The 15,008-nt window shown below is 46.6% G+C and carries 12 protein-coding genes and 2 pseudogenes; 5 read left to right on the forward strand and 9 right to left on the reverse strand.

Going from position 1 to position 15,008, the window contains the following annotated elements; all coding sequences use genetic code 11:
* Positions 1–205: hypothetical protein (locus tag EAO36_RS08630; protein WP_235852340.1), on the reverse strand; the 205-nt coding region annotated here is incomplete at its 3' end.
* A gap of 4 nt (positions 206–209) precedes the next feature.
* On the opposite strand from EAO36_RS08630, the gene EAO36_RS08635 reads away from it, so the two are divergent.
* The 5 genes and pseudogenes from EAO36_RS08635 (at position 210) to alr (ending at position 4,584) form a co-directional block, all read left to right on the forward strand.
* Positions 210–407 (forward strand): hypothetical protein, encoded by a 198-nt coding sequence (locus EAO36_RS08635; RefSeq protein ID WP_235852341.1) that lies wholly within the window; start codon positions 210–212, stop codon positions 405–407.
* Between the two features lie 51 nt (positions 408–458).
* Positions 459–833, forward strand: a complete 375-nt coding sequence (locus tag EAO36_RS02000; RefSeq protein ID WP_120947704.1) for a RidA family protein — start codon at positions 459–461, stop codon at positions 831–833.
* 9 nt (positions 834–842) lie between these two features.
* The gene (locus tag EAO36_RS02005; protein ID WP_120947706.1) at positions 843–2,087 is read left to right on the forward strand and encodes an NAD(P)/FAD-dependent oxidoreductase; all 1,245 of its coding nucleotides are present in this window, start codon (positions 843–845) and stop codon (positions 2,085–2,087) included.
* A 25-nt stretch (positions 2,088–2,112) separates the two neighbouring features.
* A pseudogene (locus EAO36_RS02010) lies at positions 2,113–3,476 on the forward strand (alanine/glycine:cation symporter family protein).
* The gene (gene alr, locus EAO36_RS02015) at positions 3,448–4,584 is read left to right on the forward strand and encodes an alanine racemase (RefSeq protein ID WP_120955665.1); all 1,137 of its coding nucleotides are present in this window, start codon (positions 3,448–3,450) and stop codon (positions 4,582–4,584) included. Before EAO36_RS02010 ends, alr begins: the two are co-directional and overlap by 29 nt.
* Positions 4,585–4,795: 211 nt before the next feature.
* Here the strand turns inward: alr and dnaJ are convergent, their stop codons facing one another.
* The 8 genes and pseudogenes from dnaJ to EAO36_RS02060 form a co-directional block, all read right to left on the reverse strand.
* Complete coding sequence (dnaJ, locus tag EAO36_RS02020) at positions 4,796–5,926, reverse strand: molecular chaperone DnaJ (protein WP_185962955.1); 1,131 nt, start codon at positions 5,924–5,926, stop codon at positions 4,796–4,798.
* Between the two features lie 66 nt (positions 5,927–5,992).
* Positions 5,993–7,438, reverse strand: coding sequence for an IMP dehydrogenase (guaB, locus tag EAO36_RS02025; protein ID WP_120947712.1), 1,446 nt, complete (start codon positions 7,436–7,438; stop codon positions 5,993–5,995).
* Positions 7,439–7,452: 14 nt separating this feature from the next.
* Entirely contained in the window at positions 7,453–8,805 is a 1,353-nt protein-coding gene (gatA, locus tag EAO36_RS02030) for an Asp-tRNA(Asn)/Glu-tRNA(Gln) amidotransferase subunit GatA (RefSeq protein ID WP_120947714.1), read from the reverse strand.
* A 39-nt stretch (positions 8,806–8,844) separates the two neighbouring features.
* On the reverse strand, positions 8,845–10,683 hold the full coding sequence (gene dxs, locus EAO36_RS02035; RefSeq protein WP_120947715.1) for a 1-deoxy-D-xylulose-5-phosphate synthase: 1,839 nt from the start codon (positions 10,681–10,683) through the stop codon (positions 8,845–8,847).
* Position 10,684: 1 nt separating this feature from the next.
* Positions 10,685–11,477, reverse strand: a pseudogene (gene fliH / locus EAO36_RS02040) (flagellar assembly protein FliH).
* On the reverse strand, positions 11,470–12,450 hold the full coding sequence (gene fliG / locus EAO36_RS02050; RefSeq protein WP_235852202.1) for a flagellar motor switch protein FliG: 981 nt from the start codon (positions 12,448–12,450) through the stop codon (positions 11,470–11,472). Before fliG ends, fliH begins: the two are co-directional and overlap by 8 nt.
* Positions 12,451–12,501: 51 nt before the next feature.
* Complete coding sequence (fliF, locus tag EAO36_RS02055; protein WP_120947721.1) at positions 12,502–14,205, reverse strand: flagellar basal-body MS-ring/collar protein FliF; 1,704 nt, start codon at positions 14,203–14,205, stop codon at positions 12,502–12,504.
* Between the two features lie 26 nt (positions 14,206–14,231).
* Positions 14,232–14,930, reverse strand: coding sequence for a phosphatase PAP2 family protein (locus tag EAO36_RS02060; protein ID WP_120955644.1), 699 nt, complete (start codon positions 14,928–14,930; stop codon positions 14,232–14,234).
* Positions 14,931–15,008: the final 78 nt, after the last annotated feature.

A 15,008-nucleotide genomic window follows, 5' to 3' on the forward strand; every position in this document is an offset into this window, starting at 1 on the left:
GAGAAAAAAGCCCCCACAAAGCCCCCAGAGCCCCCACAAAGCCCAAGTAGCACACGCCACCCCGCCGAGCAAACAAGTTTCCCAAGAACACCCCGTCTCCAAACCTAAAGAGCTCCCTAAAAGCGTAGCTAAAGCCCCAACGCCTACCCCCCCAAAATCCTGCCCCCAAAGCCCCCCCTGCACCGGCGGCGATCCCCAAAGGCATTTACTTGCAAGTGGGCGTGTTTAGCAAAGCCCCCAACCCGCACTTTTTGGAAACCATCAAGCAATACCCCCACCAAGTCCAAGAGATCAACGGGCAAAAGCGTTACTTGATTGGTCCGTATGCCAATCGCGAACAGGCCGATGCGCAAATCGCCCCGATCACTGAGCACATTGGCAAACCCGTCCATGTTGAGATCAAATAGCTGTTATTTATTTAATGCTATAATGGGACTTTTTATCTTTAAGGAGCATACATGAAAGCAATCCATTCAGAGCGCGCCCCTAAGGCGATTGGCCCCTACTCCCAAGCTATTGAGAGCCACCATTTGGTTTTTGTATCCGGGCAATTAGGCATTAACCCACAAAATGGAGAATTTGCAGGAGAGGACATCCAAGCCCAAACCAAGCAAGCGATGGAAAATATCAAAGCCATTTTGCAAGAGGCAGGTTTGGGCATGCATGCCATTGTGAAAACCACCATTTTACTTAAGAATTTGGATCATTTTAGCGTGGTGAATGAGATTTACGGGAGCTATTTTAAAGAGCCCTACCCGGCTCGGGCAACCTATCAAGTCGCCAAACTCCCCAAAGATGGTTTGGTGGAGATTGAAGCTATCGCACAAAAATAGGGAGAGTGCATGCAAAAAGATGTCGTGGTGATTGGCGGTGGCATTGTAGGTTTGAGTTGTGCTTATGCATTGCATAAACTTGGGCGTCAAGTGAGCGTGATCGAGCAAGGTGATGGGAGCAATGGGACTTCCTTTGGCAATGCTGGGCTCATCTCGGCATTTAAAAAAACCCCCTTATCTAGCCCCGGTGTAGTCTCAGACACCTTGAATCTCATGCTAAAAGGGCAAGCACCCTTAGATATTCATTGGGGATTAAACCCCCAACTCTACAAATGGCTGTGGAAATTTGTCAGAAGTGCTAATGTTAAGGCAGCCAAGCGCACGATGGCATTGTTTGAGCACTATGGTTGGATGAGCCTAGATATTTACCATGAAATGCTTTCTAAGGGCATGGATTTTTGGCTCAAAGAAGATGGCTTATTGATGATCTACACTTTCAAGCACAATTTCAAAAAAAAGGTCAAATTGTGCCAGGAACACTACGATCCCAAGACTTACCAGGTTTTTAACGCCCAAGAAACTCTAGAATACATGCCCGTTGCCAAAGAAGATAGCATTGCCGGAAGTGTGTTGTTGAGCGAAAATGCCCATGTCGATGCTCGGGAAGTGATGGAGAGTTTGCAAGCCTACTTGAAAGAAGAGGGCGTGACTTTCTATTACAACGAAGAGGTGTTGGATTTTGATTTTGAGGACTCTAAAATCAGCAGTGTTTTGACAAACTACAACAAATACCAAGCTGATACAATCATTTTGGCCACCGGTGCAAACCCCTACTTACTTAAGAAAACTAAAAATAACTTTTTGATGATGGGTGCCAAGGGCTATAGCATCACCTTTAGAATGGAGGAGCGTTTAAAGCCCAAGACCTCTTCTTTATTTGCCGACATCTTCTTGGCGATGACTCCTAGACGGCATGATGTGCGGATCACTTCTAAATTAGAGCTCAACACCAGTGACTCGAGTGTTACGGCTTCTCAAATTGCCAACATCAAAAAGAATTTCACCACTTTCACTAAGCCCTTTGAAATGCTAGAGCCCAAAGAGTGGTGCGGGTTTAGACCTCTAACCCCCAATGATATTCCCTATCTGGGCTATGACAAACAATACAAAAACTTGATTCATGCCACCGGACTAGGCTGGTTAGGGGTAACCCTAGCACCAGCTATCGGGCAAATCATCGCTGATTTGACTTTAAAAGGTTGCAACGAGAAAAGCCAAGATACCATGCTCTTCTCGGCTTTTTTTAGAGATTAGTTTTTACACCACTTAAGGATTATCCATGGCCTCTCTCAATGCGTGGTTAGAGATTTTCAAGACGTGGGTTTGGGGCCCCCCTTGTTAGTTTTGCTTGTGGGCACGGGCTTATTTTACACTTTTGTGTTGAAGGGCCTACAATTTTCTAAAATCCCCCATGCTTTTAAGGTGCTTTGCACCAGAGACAAGCACTCTAAGGGTGATATTTCACAGTTTTCAAGTCTAATGCTCTCTATTGGTGCGACCGTGGGGATTGGGAGCATTATTGGCGTGTCTGTTGCCATTGTTTCAGGGGGGCCGGGGAGTATCTTTTGGATGTGGATCACGGGTTTGGTGGGCATGGCGACCAAATATGCTGAGGGTGTCCTGTCCCTAAAATATAGAGAGGTGGGCAAATTCGGGCACAAGGGCGGTCCGATGTATTACATCAAAAACGGCTTGAACATGCCCAAACTCGCCTTTATTTTTGCACTCTTTACTTTATTGGCCTCCTTTGGCATTGGGAGCATGACCCAAGCTAACGCCGTCTCTTCGATTCTCTTACACCATGCTTCTATGCCTGCTTGGTTCTCTGGGATTGTGATCACGGCCATTACCGGGTTGATTTTAATGGGGGGGATCAAGTCTATTAGCAAATTTAGCGACTATTTTGCTCCCTTTATGGTGCTTTTATACGTGCTCACTACACTTTATATTGTGATCACCCACCCTCTAGATGCCTTGCAGGCTTTCAAGCTTATTTTTGCTGATGCCCTGCATCCCAAACAAATATTAGGGGGCACAGCCGGGGGGGTAACCTTGTTAGTCATGATCCAAATTGGGGTTTCTAAAGGACTCTTTTCTAATGAGGCAGGCATGGGGAGTGCTGCCATTGTGGCAGCCGCTTCTAAAAGCGCACATCCGGTCAAACAAGCTTTAATCACCATGTTACAACCGTTGATCATCACCATGCTGGTTTGTACCTCTACGGCTCTTTTAGTTTTGATGTCGCCTGTGTATAAAGAATTTCACGATGCCAGCTTGCTAACCTATGAGAGTGTGCGCTACTTTTACCCCCATGCTGGCTGGATTGTCTTTGCCTCCACCATCTTTTTTGCCTATTCAACCATTGTGGGCTGGGCTTATTATGGGGAGAGAAGCATTGAATTTACCTTTGGGGAGCGTTATATTTTCCCCTACCGCATTCTCTATCTCATCACTATCTTTGTAGGATCGGTTACCAAGCTAGAATTTGTGTGGAATTTCTCAGACATTGCTAATGCACTGATGGCAATCCCCAATCTCATCGCCCTGCTCTTGCTTTATAAAGTTGTGGTGGCCGAAACGCATGCCTATTTTAACACTTGCCCCAACAACCCCCATGCTTGCCAACCAACCCCCGCGCGCTAGTTATGTAGAGGTCAGTACCGCCGCTCTAGCGCATAATTTTGGAGTGATCCAACAAGCCTGCCAAATGCCCTTAATGGCTGTGGTGAAGGCCAATGCCTACGGTGCGGGTGCGCTAGGGGCTAGCCATGTGTTTATTGAGCAAGGTGCCATTTATCTAGGCGTGGCAACCTTAGATGAAGCTTTGGAGTTGCGCCAAGAGTTTAGCAAAATTCCCATTTTGATCTTAGGCTTCACTCCCGATCACATGGCACAAACTCTAGTAGAACAACGCATCACCCAAACAATTTTTTCACTCAAGCAAGCCCAGCATTTCTCAGAAGTCGCCCTATCTTTAAAACAAACCCTCAAGGTGCATATCAAGATCGATACAGGCATGAGCCGTCTAGGCTTTTTACCCACCCAGCAAAATGCTAAACAAGTGGCCAAAATCGCCCAACTTAAGGGCCTAGAAGTGGAAGGCATTTTCACCCACCACAGCAACGCCGATGCCCTGTATAAAACTTACGCCCTAGAGCAAGCCGGGCGTTTTATGGATTTTTTAAACCAACTCAAAGTCTTGGGACTAGAGTTTAAATACCGCCACATGGCCAACAGCGCAGTCGCTCTGTCTATGGAGAATTACGGCCTAGATTTAGCCCGTGCGGGATTAGCCCTCTATGGTCTGCACCCCTCCATTTACACAGAAGATGCCCTGAATAAAAAGGGCTTAGAATTACAACATGCCATCACTCTAAAAGCGCAAATTGTGAGCTTAAAAAACATTGAGGCGGGGCGTTTAGTGGGCTATGGCGAGGGGTATTATTGTTTAGCACCTACAAAAGTGGGGGTTTTGCCTTTAGGCTATGGGGATGGGTTTTCTAAGATTTTAGGTAACAAGGCTTGGGGGCTCTTGCATGGGCAACAAGTGCCTATCATTGGGGGGGTGTGCATGGATCAGTGTTTTATTGATGTGGGGGATATCCCTACTCAAGAGGGCGATGAGGTGATCTTGCTAGGCGATCCACAAAGCGGGGCGATGGGAGCTAGCGATGTTGCTAAGATTTTAGGCATTATCAATTACGAATCCATCACCATGCTCACCCGCCGCTTGCCCCGCGTGTATATCTAGGCGATTTGATATGGTTTGGTGTGCGCAGACCACCAACACGCCCCACCACACTAACGTTTTAAAGCCCAAAACAATGGTAACCAAGATTCCAAAACGACTATAGTCTTTAGACGCAATGTAGCGATTTACGCCGACTAAATGGAGGGGGCTCTTGGGGGGCAAACAGCTTATGGAGCAAGACAGTCATCTCCAAGCACAATTCAGATTTCAATCACTTCTTCACCAAGTCCTGCAACCAGTGTTTGACCTTGCCATAACACACCTCAAAGACATTTTTATATGGCTCGCTCTCATAGCCAAAACTTTCATGGAGTTTGATGAGGAGTTCTTTTTGCTTCTCATCGAGTTTTTGGGGATAAACAATTTTCACCACCGCGATCAAATTCCCACGCCGACTACTATTGACATCTTTGACCCCCTCATTTTTGAAGATAAAGGGCGCGTGATCGGCGGTGTTGGGTGGGATTTGCAATTCCAGTTCTTTTTTTAACGAGGGCACCATGATTTTACTCCCCAATGGGATAGAAGTGAAAAATACGGGCACTTCAATGTAAATATCATTCCCACGCCGCACAAAATGTTCATCTTCTTCCACCACGGCTTCCAAATACAAATCCCCACGCATGCCCTGTTGGTATTCATTGCCCCGCCTAGCCACGCGGATACGATTTTGCGCATCAATCCCCTCGGGTACATCTAGGCTAAACTCCTCCTTTTGGACTATAAAACCCTGACCCTTACAAGAGCCGCATTTTTCTTTGACAACCTGCCCCTTGCCCTGACAATGCGTACAGGTGCTTGCCAAAGTCATAAAACCTTGCTGGATAAAACTTTGCCCCCTGCCTTGGCAGTGCGGACAAGTTTGGGTCTTACCCTCCTTAGCCCCGCTCCCCTGACATGCCCCACACCATGCTTTAAAATCAAGCTTGATATTTTTTTTGCACCCAAAAACAGCTTCTTTAAAGCTCAATTCTAGGGGTACCAACAAGTCTTTGGGGATTTTGGATTGTGGCTGGCGTTTGCCAAACCCAAAGGCATTGGAGAAAATAGAATCTTCCCCAAACAAATCCGCAAAAATATCGCCCAAATCGCCAAAGCCCCCGCCCATACCCCGCCCCTCTAAGCCTTGCTTACCATAGCGATCGTAAATTTGGCGTTTTTGATCATCAGCTAGCACGCTATAAGCCTCGCTGATTTCCTTAAATTTCTCCTCAGCTTCTTTGTCGCCCAAGTTGCGATCGGGGTGGTATTTCAGGGCTAATTTTTTATAGGCTTTTTTGATGCTCTCTTTATCGGCGGTGCGCTCCACGCCTAGCATCTCGTAGTAATCCAAAGACTCCAAAATAACCTCTCTGCATTGGTGTTAAAAAAAGCATTCTACTTTAAAAAGATTGATTTAGCATTAAAGCTAGCCATGATAATTGGGGGCTTCTTTGGTGATATCTACATCATGTACATGCGACTCTCTTAAGCCCGCAGCAGTGATCTCCACAAATTGGGCGTTTTTAGTGAGAGTGGGGATGTCCTTAGCCCCTAGATAGCCCATTGAGGATCGCAAACCACCCACAAGCTGGTAAATAATATCCGCAATCTTACCCCGATAAGGCACGCGCCCCTCAATCCCCTCAGGGACCAGCTTTTCAGCTACCAAACCCTCTTGAAAATAGCGATCAGAACTCCCCTTACTCATCGCTCCAATGCTCCCCATGCCCCGATAACTCTTATACTGCCGACCTTGATAGATCAGCGTATCCCCCGGGGACTCCTCAGTGCCCGCAATCAAGCTCCCAATCATCACGCAAGATGCCCCCACTGCCAAAGCCTTAGCCACATCGCCGGAATATTTAATACCCCCATCGGCAATAATAGGAATATCGTATTTACGCGCCTCTTGGTAGCAAAAATCCAGCGCGCTCATCTGGGGCATCCCCACCCCAGCCACAATGCGAGTCGTGCAAATGCTCCCCGGTCCAATCCCTACCTTAATCGCATCTGCACCCGCATTGATCAAATCTCTAGTGGCTTGCGCGCTCACCACATTCCCCACCACGACATCAATGTCTAGCTCTTTTTTAATTGCCTCTAGGGTTTTGATAATATTGAGCGAATGCCCATGCGCGCTATCCAAAACCAAGACATCCACCCCGGCCTTGACCAACGCCCTAGCCCGATCGAGTTGGTTAGCCCCCAAAGCCGCTCCCACACGCAAACGCCCCAAATGGTCTTTGTTGGCTTGGGGGTATTCAATGCGTTTTTGGATATCTTTAATGGTGATGAGCCCCTTCAGGATGTCGTTTTCATCCACTAAGGGGAGTTTTTCAATCTTATGTTGGTGCATGATGGCTTGTGCCTCATCTAGACTCACACCCGCATGGGCAGTCTTCAAGGGGGTTTTAGTCATCACTTCCTCCACCCGCTTACTCAAGTCACTTTCAAAGCGCAGATCACGATTAGTCAAGATGCCAATGAGTTTTCCTCCCTTATCAATCACGGGGACACCCGAGATTTTATAATTATCCGTAATGGCTTTAGCTTCCGCTAAACTCGACTTGGCATGGATATAAATGGGATCGTGAATCACCCCACTTTCACTCTTTTTAACCTTCAACACCTCTTGAACTTGCTCTTCAATCCCCATGTTTTTGTGGATGATCCCAATCCCCCCTAACCTTGCCATCGCAATAGCACTTTGGTATTCCGTAACCGTGTCCATAGCCGCGCTCACAAAGGGGATATTTAAACTGATGCGCTTGCTAAGCCTAGAGATCACGCTGACCTCTTTGGGCAAGACCTCTGAATAACACGGGATTAACAACACATCCTCAAAAGTGAGGGCTCTACCGATGGTTTGCATGGATTCTCCTTATCTTAAAATGTCAAATTTAACTCCTGCTCCAAGCCGTAAGCCACATCTAAAATATCCTGCTCCCCAAAAGTCCTCCCAATCAATTGCATGCCAATGGGCAGTCCCGTTTTGTCCTTAGCCACAGGCAAAGAGAGAGCGGGCAGACCCGCTAAATTCACCCCCACGGTGTAAATATCGCTCAAATACATTTGCAAGGGTGTGGCATGCGCATTAAATTTGGGTGCTACGCTAGGGGCCACAGGGGCTAAGATCACATCAACTTCTTTAAAAATTTGGGTGTATTGCTGGGCGATGAGAGTGCGCACCTTTTGGGCTTTGAGGTAGTAGGCATCATAGTAGCCACTACTCAGCACAAAATTACCCAACATGATCCGTCTTTTGACCTCCTCCCCAAAACCCGTGTTGCGACTCAGGCTATAGAGTTCCTTAAGATTAGAGCTAGCAACGCGCTGCCCATAACGCACCCCATCAAAGCGGGCTAGATTAGAACTGGCCTCAGCGGTGCTGATCACATAGTAAGTGGCGACATGGTGTTTGCTCTCTAGCAAATCAAAGTGGAAGGTCTCATGCCCCATTTCCTCCAATAAATGCACGCTGTCATAATAAGCAATGGCAATGGACTCATCGGCTTCTTGCAAATAATCTTTCAGCACCCCGATTTTAAGGCGGCGATCCTTGTCTAAATTTTTAAAAGTGAGCGTGCTCTCTAGGGGAGCACTGGTCGAGTCGCGTTTGTCTGCCCCACTAATAGCATCTAATAAAAGCGCACAATCCTCCACATTTTGGGTAATGGGCCCGATTTGATCTAAACTTGAACTATAAGCCACCAGCCCATACCGACTCACGCGCCCATAAGTGGGCTTAAGCCCCACACACCCACAATAACTAGCTGGCTGGCGAATGGACCCCCCCGTATCACTCCCCAAAGCGGCAATGGCAACCCCGCCCGCTACCGCACTAGCACACCCCCCCGAGCTCCCCCCAGCCACACGGCTTAAATCCCTAGGGTTTTTCACCCCCCCATAACAACTTGACTCGCTGGTGCTTCCCATGGCAAATTCGTCCATGTTGGCACGCCCAAAGGCACACATGCCATTTGCATGCAATTTGTCAATGACCCCCGCATGGTAGGGCGCGATATAGCCTTGTAAAATCTGGCTCGCGCAAGTGATCTCCCAACCCTTGACGTTGATGTTATCCTTGATCAAAATGGGTACGCCCGGACCGCTGGAGGCATCTGGTGTGCCGATATAGGCATTTAATTCGGGTTTTTCTGCAACTTTTTGGGCGATCGTGGCTTTGAGTGTGTCTAATTCAGAGACTGATAAAGACATAGCTTGTTTGAGAGTGAGCATAAAATCTCCTAGCATTTTATTTAATCTTAGCAAAATAAGCTATGAGTTATCCTTTAAAATCTCTTGGGCTAGGGTTGTTGGATCGATTTTTAAAGTACACTCCACCGCAACACTATTGCCATGCAAGACATACAAATCACCCACTTCAAAACTCTTCAAATACACCCCCCCGCCCAAAAACTCTAATAGCGCGCTCCCAACACCCCCCATCAAATACGAATCACTAAAGACATAAATTTTAGAGTAACGGGGCAAAATATTTTGCAAATCTGAATCCAAGGGCTTTAAAAAGCACAAATCCAACAACCCCACTTCCAAGCCCTCTGCCTCTAATAACTTCAAAGTCGCATACGCCCGCCCCACGCCATTCCCATAGCCTACCAATAAGATTTTACCCCCCTCTTGAAGCCACTCACACTTGCCTAAGGTGTAGGGTTTAGCCTCAAACGCCCCATCAGGGAGCAAAAATGATCCTCTAGGATATCTAAAGGCACATGGACCTTGATTGTATTGGTTGGCAAAATAAATCGCCTGTTTTAAAGTGGCGTTATCCCTAGGGGCCAGCAAGACCATGTTGGGGATGGGGCGCAAGTAAGCGGTGTCTAGCAATCCTTGGTGGGTTTCCCCATCCTCACCCACAATCCCAGCGCGATCGATGGCAAATTTTACAGGCAAGGACATGATTCCCACATCATGCACGATCTGATCAAATGCTCTCTGTAAAAAAGTGGAATAAATGCTCACAAAGGGTTTAAAACCCTCTTTAGCTAAAGCCGCCATAGAGGTTACGGCGTGTTGCTCGGCAATGGCAACATCCCAAAACCTCTGGGGGTAGCTATCTATGAGTTTGCCAAGCCCTGTGCCCCCGGGCATAGCCGCTGTAACCCCCACGATCTTATCATCTTGGCTAGCCAATTCAAAAAGGGTGTCTGAATAAACCTGTGTGGGGCTCAAGGGCTTAGGAGCACTTTTAAGACTTTGCCCAGTTTTGAGATCAAAGGGCCCTACGCCATGCCATTTCTCATATTTCCCCTCTGCGATTTGATAGCCCTTGCCCTTGGTGGTTTGGGCGTGGATGAGTAAAGGTCCTTTGGTGTCTTTAGCAATTTGGAAGGCTTGGGTGATTGCCTCCAAATTATGCCCATCAACGGGTCCCAAGTAGCTAATGCCTAACTCCTCAAATAAAATCCCGGGCGTGATGAGCTTAAAAGACTCCTCAAAGCGGTTGGCTAAATAATTCACCCCCTCAGGCATGGACTTTAAAATATTTTTGATTTTCTCGCGCAAAGACTGGTAGAGCGGGCGCGCCATCAAATGGGACAGCGCATTGCTGATCGCCCCTATGGGTTTGGCAATGCTCATTTCATTGTCGTTTAACACAATCACTAAGGGGTATTTGCGATCGCCTAGCTCATCTAGGGCTTCATAAGCTAGCCCTGCACTCAAACTCCCATCGCCCACCATCACCACGGGCACATGATCGATACCCTTGAGTGCATAAGCCTTAGCCACGCCCACGCCCACAGAAATTGCCGTGGAGCTATGCCCGGCAATGAAATAGTCATAGGGCGATTCACTAGGGCGCACAAATCCGCTGATCCCCCCAATCTGGCGTAGGGTGCTAAATGCTTCAAAACGCCCCGTTAGGAGTTTATGGGCATAGGCTTGGTGGCTGGTATCAAAAATAAAGGGGTGCTTGTCTTTGTCAAAGACATTGTGCATGCCCACAATGATCTCAATCGCCCCCAAAGAAGAACTCAAATGCCCACCATTATGGCTAACCACCTCCAAAATGCGCTCCCTTAAAAGCACGCAAACCTTCTCAAGTTGCGCGCTCTCTAGCCCATAGACTTCTAAATCTTTGAGAACACATTCCATATCAAACCTTTAAATTATCTAGCACGCTTTCTTTTAAATTTTTGTAACGCGCCATCAAATTCCCATCAATATTGCCTTGAGAACTGCTGATAAGCACCCCGCCCTTAGCGATCGCATCGCTGGGTTCTAGCTTGATTTTGGGTAAATCTTTGAGGTTTTGGGATAAAAAGGGGTAATCTAGGGTATTGACCTTCACGCAAATGTCAGTTGCATCCATGATGTTTTTTAAAAGCTCTTTAGCCAAAGCCAAAGCCACTTCTTGGCTTTTTTGCTCCACTTCTTTAACAATAACTTCCTTAGCAATCTCAACGGCAATCGCGCTTAATTCTTTCTCCAAAGTCTCCAAATGGTTCTGGGATTGTTGCATGGTCTGATCGATTGAAGTTAGGGAGTGCAAGAGATGCCTTTTTTCTTCATCAATGCTGGCACTCAGATCGCCCCTTGCCTTTTGTTCGCCCTCACTAAAGCCGATCTTGTAACTATCCTCTCTGGCTTGTTGCAAGAGGGTTTGGCTTTCCTCCTGACTCTTTTCAAATTGTATTTGGAGTTTGGCTAACTGGCTAGAGAGCTCATCGGTTTTTTTGAGCAAGCACTCGATGAGATCGTTTTCTAGCTGGATGGAACGCGTGGGGGGCTCCGGGGGGGGGTGTGGGCGCGTTGCTCTGATCGGACTCCTCTTTTTCGGGGGGTTTTTCTAAAGGAAAATCGGCGATGGATTTGAACTCATATTTTTTAATGCTGTGTTTAAAGAGATCTTCTTTGGCAATTAAATTCTCATCGCTTAAATTATTCAACAGTATCTTCCTCTCCGCCCATTTGGATCACACCTTTTTCAGCCAGAGATTGCACAATCTCGATGATTTTGCGCTGGGCGGATTCCACATCTTTAATTTTGACAGCACCCAAGTAAGCCATCTCCTCAATGAATTGATCGCTAGCTCGGCTACTCATGTTGCTTAAAAACTTGGTCTTGAGTTCTTCTGTAGAGGTTTTAAGAGCCAAAGTGAGGTCTTTTTTATCCGCCACTTTGAGGATTTCACGAATCGCAAAGTTATCAAGTCCGCTGATGTCTTCAAAGGTGAACATCATCTCTTTAATGTCATTGGCTAATTTGGCATCGATGTTTTCAATGCGCGCTAGCGTGGTCTTAGCCGCTTTTTGCCCTAAGCGGTTGAAAATTTCGGCCACCGCACGCGTGCCACCCACCTCGACTTTATAGCTAGTCAAGGCCTCCAATTTATTTTCTAGCACCGTAGAGACGCGTTTAACAATTTGGGGTGAGATGTCCCCCAAACTAGCCATGCGGATACTCACCTCCGCTTTCATGTCATCAGGAAAAAAGCTGAGGGTTTCAGCGGCATTAGCCGATTCCATGTGCGCCAAAATCAGTGCAATGGTTTGGGGGTGTTCGTTGATAATAAAGTCAGCAAGTTGCTGGGGTTTGATGCGCCCCAAATAAGAAAAGTTCTTTTGGGTTTGTAGGCTACGGCTGAGCTTCTCCAAAATCACCTTGGCTTGCTCAGGACCTAAGGCCTTGATCAGGAGTTCCTTAGCATATTCAAACCCGCCACTGTTGATGTATTGATTGGATTGTAAAATGGCAAAAAATTCCTCCAAAACAGCCGCCCCGATGGCTTTGTCCGTACCATTGAGCTGGACAATCTGCTTGCTGATCTCGGTGATGGAATCCACATCCAAATGCCTTAAAATCCCAGCAGTCGCCTCCTCGCCCACTTGGATGAGCAAAATAGCGATCTTTTCAGACATCGTATATTCATCAAGTTGTGTTTTTTGTCTAGGAGTTAGTTTGGCCACTTTTTAGTTCCCTTTTGTGTTGGTTACGGCAACCTCATCTTTGATGAGTAACTTGAACAAGGAGGCGATCTCCTCAGGTCTCTCTTTGATCGAATGTTTAACCCTTTCTAGCATAATATCATACTTGACATCTTCTTCGTTGAAACTCGCGCTTAAGCCCAGTTGATCTTCCACTTTTTTACGCATTTCACCAAATTTGTCGATCTCCTCATCATCAGCCTCATCAATGGCAAACAAAGACTGCACCTTCTCTTCCTCATCAGGGTGGATTTCTAGCATGCGTTGGCTAAAGGGTGTGATGACCTTTTTGTAAAAGACAAACAAGATCAAGCCCACGATCAAGTATTTCAGCAAGGAGGAGAAGGGACCCAAAATCTTTTCTGTGGTGGCAACGACCTTTTCATAAGCAGTCATGGGCACATACTTGGCCGCTTTGGCGTTGAACTCAAAATTGCTCACTGCCACCGCATCACCCCTAGCTTGGTTGTAACCGATAGCTTGTTTGACTAAGGCGTTGATCTTATCCATCTCTTCAGTGCTTAACGGGATGTATTCAATGGTTTCCGTCCCGTTTTTATCCACTTTTTTATAACGCCCATCCACCACTACCGCTGCATTCAAGCGGGTTAAAACCCCAAATTCTCCCTTAATTTCACTCACCATCTTGCCCACTTCGTAGTTGGTCGTGTTGGTGGATTTCTCGTATTTCTCTTTAAGCTCGTTATTTTGTAAGCCCTGCACGGGTCCTACATTGCTCACCACCCCGGGCACCCCCCCCACTTGCTTTTTAGGAAATCCCTCCCGTTTTTCCTCCATTGTTTGCTCACTGCGTACGACATTATTAGGATCAAAGGTTTCTTTGGTGCTTTTCTTTTGGCTAAAGTCAAATTCTGCGCTCACCTTAGCCACGACTTTATCCCGTCCGCCCACAATGGGGGCTAGGATATTGGCGATCTTGTTTTCTAAGATATTTTCAAAATTTTGTTTGTAATGCAACTGGGCTTGGGCGAGTTCTCTAGTGGTGTCCAATTCGTCATTTTCCCCCAAAGGCTCGCCATTTTCATTGACGAGTTTAACATTTTCCACCATTAATTTTGGCACAGAGGCAGCAATCAGATTTTTAATCCCCAAAATCTGCTTGGGTAATAAACGCATGTTGGGCTTAATTTTGAGCATCACAGAGGCGGTGGGGGGAATCTCCCGACTCACAAACACGCTATCTTTGGGGATAGCAATATGCACATCGGCTTTGTCGATGGGGGTTAGGCTTTCAATGGTGCGCCCCAATTCCCCCTCAATAGCGCGGATATACTTGATATTTTGATCAAAGTCGGTCGCCCCAAAATCTTTCACATCAAAGATTTCATAACCCACCTTGCTAGTTTTGGGGATTCCCTGAGAAGCTAGAGCAATGCGTTCTTCATAGACCTTTTCTTTAGGGATTAAAATGGTATCCTCTTTGGGAATCTTGTAGGGGATGTGTTTTTGTTGGAGATATTGCAAGATAAGCGCGTTATCGCTATTATCCATACCCTCAAAGAGCACTCCATACCCTGAGAGATCGCCCTTGTCACGAGTGGGGTAGATCAGTAGAAAAACCAAGAAAGCCACCAGTAAGATCGTGGCTGTAACGATTGTAATTTTTTGCTTCCTGTTAAGTCTTGCAAAAAGATCATTAATTTGTTGCAACAACCCCTTAAAATCCACGCACTATCCTAAAAAGCTATCAAAAATCAAATCTTTTTAAACCATTTCGTATAAACCCCTACAGACCAACAAGCCCACGCCATCCCCATCAAAATCCCCCCTAAAACATCTGTGGGGTAATGCACACCCAAATAGACCCTTGTATATGCCATCAAACAAACCCACAAAAATAAAACACTGCATAAACCCCATTTCAACACACTATTCAAATTCCCCAAAGACACCAACAAGAGCAAGAGTCCATAAAAAAGGCTTGCTGCTAGGGCATGCCCACTAGGATAACTAAACCCATGCGCTAAATACAGCTCCCCATTAGTGGGTGGGCGCGTCCTAGCAATCCACTCTTTAAAACTCTTCAAGGCAATCTCACCTGATGAAACACTGAGCACAAACCACAACCCAAAAACATAACGCTTTTGGAATGCGTAAAAAAGTGCCACGAGTAATGCCATGGCGATCACCAATTTAGATTGGGCAAAAAAAGTCAGTGCTTTGATAGCTTGGAAGTAGAAAGCATGGCTTGCTTCTGGCACAGAGGCGGGCACAGGAGGATGGGATCGCACCAACTCAATGACAAAGGCATCTAAATTCCGCACCCACAGGCTATTTTGCTTGACACACACCGCCTCTAAAGCCAATAGCAAGAATAAAACCCCTCCTAATGTCCATAGAAACTTATCCCACTTGGGTATGCCCACACCCCCTGCTATCTCTTGGTAGCCCATATTGTCCTTGTCCCTTGTAGTCATCATCAAAAGGCTATCATAACCAAAAAATGATAAAAAGTAGCCATAAAGGCGGGT

This window comes from Helicobacter mehlei, assembly GCF_003660265.1.
Classification (GTDB): domain Bacteria; phylum Campylobacterota; class Campylobacteria; order Campylobacterales; family Helicobacteraceae; genus Helicobacter; species Helicobacter mehlei.

Coding starts and splice junctions, on each gene's coding strand:
- EAO36_RS02000 (WP_120947704.1), top strand. CDS start 459: ATGAAAGCAATCCATTCAGAGCGCGCCCCTAAGGCGATTGGCCCCTAC.
- EAO36_RS02005 (WP_120947706.1), top strand. CDS start 843: ATGCAAAAAGATGTCGTGGTGATTGGCGGTGGCATTGTAGGTTTGAGT.
- alr (WP_120955665.1), top strand. CDS start 3,448: ATGCTTGCCAACCAACCCCCGCGCGCTAGTTATGTAGAGGTCAGTACC.
- guaB (WP_120947712.1), bottom strand. CDS start 7,438: ATGCAAACCATCGGTAGAGCCCTCACTTTTGAGGATGTGTTGTTAATC.
- gatA (WP_120947714.1), bottom strand. CDS start 8,805: ATGCTCACTCTCAAACAAGCTATGTCTTTATCAGTCTCTGAATTAGAC.
- dxs (WP_120947715.1), bottom strand. CDS start 10,683: ATGGAATGTGTTCTCAAAGATTTAGAAGTCTATGGGCTAGAGAGCGCG.
- fliG (WP_235852202.1), bottom strand. CDS start 12,450: ATGTCTGAAAAGATCGCTATTTTGCTCATCCAAGTGGGCGAGGAGGCG.
- EAO36_RS02060 (WP_120955644.1), bottom strand. CDS start 14,930: ATGGGCTACCAAGAGATAGCAGGGGGTGTGGGCATACCCAAGTGGGAT.